We start from the raw sequence: 3044 nt of genomic DNA, 5'->3' as shown, positions 1-3044 counted from the left end.
GCATTTTGTAACCCGCGTGTGGTGACTTGGCTTCCAATTAAGCAATTACTACTACGACGACTTAACATTACCGCTGCATAGGTATCGCTGCAATACAATCCAGAGCACAATTGAATTGAGTGCTCACACTTCAGCCCATTTTGACTCAGTAGTGAATCTCAACGATGAGCTCAAGAAGATAGCTCAAGCCCGACTATTTCGGACGTCTGAATACGGTGAAATTGTCGACCAGTTAGTTGACCGTGCTCGAGGAGAAGTTGTGCTATCAACACTAACGACGCGACTTCGACCGATTGATCGAAAGCTTCTGCTTTCTGCGATTGAGCAACTAACCGATTGTGAAGAGACAACTCTCTACGTCATTTCGACACAACTGATCGAAGCGGGGGTTGACGTGAGTTTCGATCGCCTCTACCGCGATATTGCACCAGTCCCCTCGATCGTACAAGCAGCGGGCCGGTGTAATCGAGAATTCGGATCTAAAACGAGTACCGTGACCGTTTGGCGGTTAGCAAACTCTAATGCGACGGGGTATCCACCAAGCCAGCAGATATACACCGGGACGTACGATCTTTTGTACCCTACTCGAGAGGCTCTCAAATCTCACAGATCCACGGCTGAAAGTACTATTTCAGAAGCGACAATGGTCGATAGCGTCGTTGATACGTACTATGAACAATTGCACTCGCTTGCTTCACCCGGCGATCAAGACCTCGTTGCAGCTGTCCAGAACGCCAGGTTTGGATCGTTATCCAAAGAGTCGCTCATCAGCGAGAACTATCGCACGGCCGATGTCGTTGTTTGCGTCGATGCCATCGACCTCAAGCTCGTGACGATGTACAAGCAAGCTCTCAGTGAAGGGTACCACGACTGGAGCACCGCTATCCAGCGTCATCTATCTTCGAGGACGATATCGCTCCCACTACGCGACACAAATGTGTCACATCAAGCGATCAATTCGATAACTGACGGTAGGTACTATTACGTTGACGCGACTGACTCTCCATCAAGATATGCGCTGGAAACGGCATCTGGATTGCGAATAGGGGACATTCCCGACCAGACCTCATTTTGAGGTGATCAACAGAAGGTTCGAGGCCATAGGTAAATTCTCACCTCAGTCGGGGGAAGAATGTGTTCCATCGACCCCCCATGTCTGAGCGGTTATTGGAGGTCGACGGAATCAGTGGCTCAGAGAACGTATGTTTAAGCCCCAAGGGCCGAGATGTCGGGATGGTTCCAGTACTACCCTTGTGGGCTCGAAGCACCGACGCCGACGGTGTGGGGGAACTATGAACTGGTTCCAGTACTACCCTTGTGGGCTCGAAGCCGGATATGACGGAGGAGAACATGGCCCCCACTTACGGTTCCAGTACTACCCTTGTGGGCTCGAAGCCAGAACCAACTCGAACAGATCGACTACGTCGGCCAGGGTTCCAGTACTACCCTTGTGGGCTCGAAGCCGGCTTAGACTCTCTCGCGGAACAGCAGCAGGATGGTTCCAGTACTACCCTTGTGGGCTCGAAGCTACAGAGACAGACATGAGCGACGACAACGGCGGCGGTTCCAGTACTACCCTTGTGGGCTCGAAGCGAGTACTCTGCCTGCTGGCGTGATTGCTGCGAGCAGTTCCAGTACTACCCTTGTGGGCTCGAAGCCTTCACGGTGCCAGGGAAGGCCGACATGAGCGCCTTGTTCCAGTACTACCCTTGTGGGCTCGAAGCACGGATCCGAGCGTCAACGTCACACTCGACATGCCAGTTCCAGTACTACCCTTATGGGCTCGAAGCCGACGACATCATTGAACACCTACTATTCCATGGTGGGTTCCAGTACTACCCTTGTGGGCTCGAAGCTGGTCGATCGTCAGCGGCGTCTCGTCGACGTCCGCGCGTTCCAGTACTACCCTTGTGGGCTCGAAGCACTGACTACTCGGTAACGACAGACGCCGACGAGGCAAAGTTCCAGTACTACCCTTGTGGGCTCGAAGCGTCGGTATCGGGATGTTGGGGCAACTGTTCGACATTGTTCCAGTACTACCCTTGTAGGCTCGAAGCGAGGAGGGCCTATTTCTTGGCGACGGCCTCGGCGATGGTTCCAGTACTACCCTTGTAGGCTCGAAGCACCGATACTGCGATCGTCCAGATCCCGACGCTCATCGTTCCAGTACTACCCTTGTAGGCTCGAAGCTCCGAGAGCACCACTGCTGCACGCTTCTCATCAACCGGCTCCAGTACTACCCTTGTAGGCTCGAAGCGAGGATTGCGTCCAGGTCGTCACACAGTGGGGAGGCTGTTCCAGAACTAACTTTGTGTGCTAAAAATCGACGCACACTCGATGTCTCTCCCGACTATGCTGATGCCATCCTCGATATGCACGTCGTCATGACGGCTTAACCTACCGGAGACCTCTTAGTCCGAGCACGATAGTAGTCAGACCCGCTCTTCGGTTCGCGAGGTCCGGTCACGAATCTCGTTGACGGCCTCGGCAGCCGTCTGCCCCTGGCCCAGCTGGATTTCGGTCTGACTCGAGTCGCTCTGGACTTCGCGCACCTGGTACGGACCATCACCGGGCAATGCGTCGGGGTCGATTGCGTCGATCACCGACCACTCGACCGCGTCGTGTGGCACTGTCACCGAGGCCTCGACGATCGACTGGCCAGTTTCCTCGACGAGATACAACGCAACCTGGTCGCACATCTGCTGGCTCGCGAGGCCGGGGATGTCCTCGACGACTGTCCGTGCGTCCTCTTCGTTCTCGATGTCCGGCTGCGTGTACTCGCCACGAGGCTTGACATCGGCATCGATGCGGATCGTCTGGCCGTCTGTGAGGTCACCGTTCTCGAGTGCCCGAATCCGCGGTGTGCCGTCCTCGGTCGTGTGCCGGAGCTGGTAGTCCGATCCTTGTTCGAACGTTTCCTCGCCATCCGTGTCGGTAATCTCGACCTTCCCCTCGACGACCTTGCCGTCGAACGGCAGATCCACCCACTCGCCGAGTTCGACGTCGACGAGCTGGCGACTCACTCGATGAGCGCCGCCGTAGAC

Annotated in this window: 1 protein-coding gene, 2 pseudogenes and 1 CRISPR repeat array; of the genes and pseudogenes, 2 read left to right on the top strand and 1 reads right to left on the bottom strand. The window is 55.4% G+C overall.

Annotation, left to right across the window (positions count from 1 at the left end; genetic code table 11):
* Positions 1 to 151: 151 nt before the first annotated feature.
* Positions 152 to 460 (top strand): annotated as a pseudogene (locus C482_RS22875) (hypothetical protein); the annotation flags it as partial.
* Positions 461 to 643: 183 nt separating this feature from the next.
* A complete protein-coding gene (locus C482_RS15030) occupies positions 644 to 1075 on the top strand; it encodes a hypothetical protein (RefSeq protein WP_006168570.1) in 432 nt (143 codons plus the stop codon).
* Positions 1076 to 1236: 161 nt separating this feature from the next.
* Positions 1237 to 2257: direct repeats of the CRISPR family, unit length 30 nt; unit sequence GTTCCAGTACTACCCTTGTGGGCTCGAAGC.
* 175 nt (positions 2258 to 2432) lie between these two features.
* On the opposite strand, the pseudogene C482_RS15025 reads toward C482_RS15030, so the two are convergent.
* A pseudogene (locus tag C482_RS15025) lies at positions 2433 to 3044 on the bottom strand (hypothetical protein); the annotation flags it as partial.

The organism is Natrialba chahannaoensis JCM 10990 (assembly GCF_000337135.1).
Classification (GTDB): Archaea; Halobacteriota; Halobacteria; order Halobacteriales; family Natrialbaceae; genus Natrialba; species Natrialba chahannaoensis.
This window is presented reverse-complemented; position numbering and strand designations above follow the sequence as displayed.

Coding starts and splice junctions, on each gene's coding strand:
- C482_RS15030 (WP_006168570.1), top strand. CDS start 644: ATGGTCGATAGCGTCGTTGATACGTACTATGAACAATTGCACTCGCTT.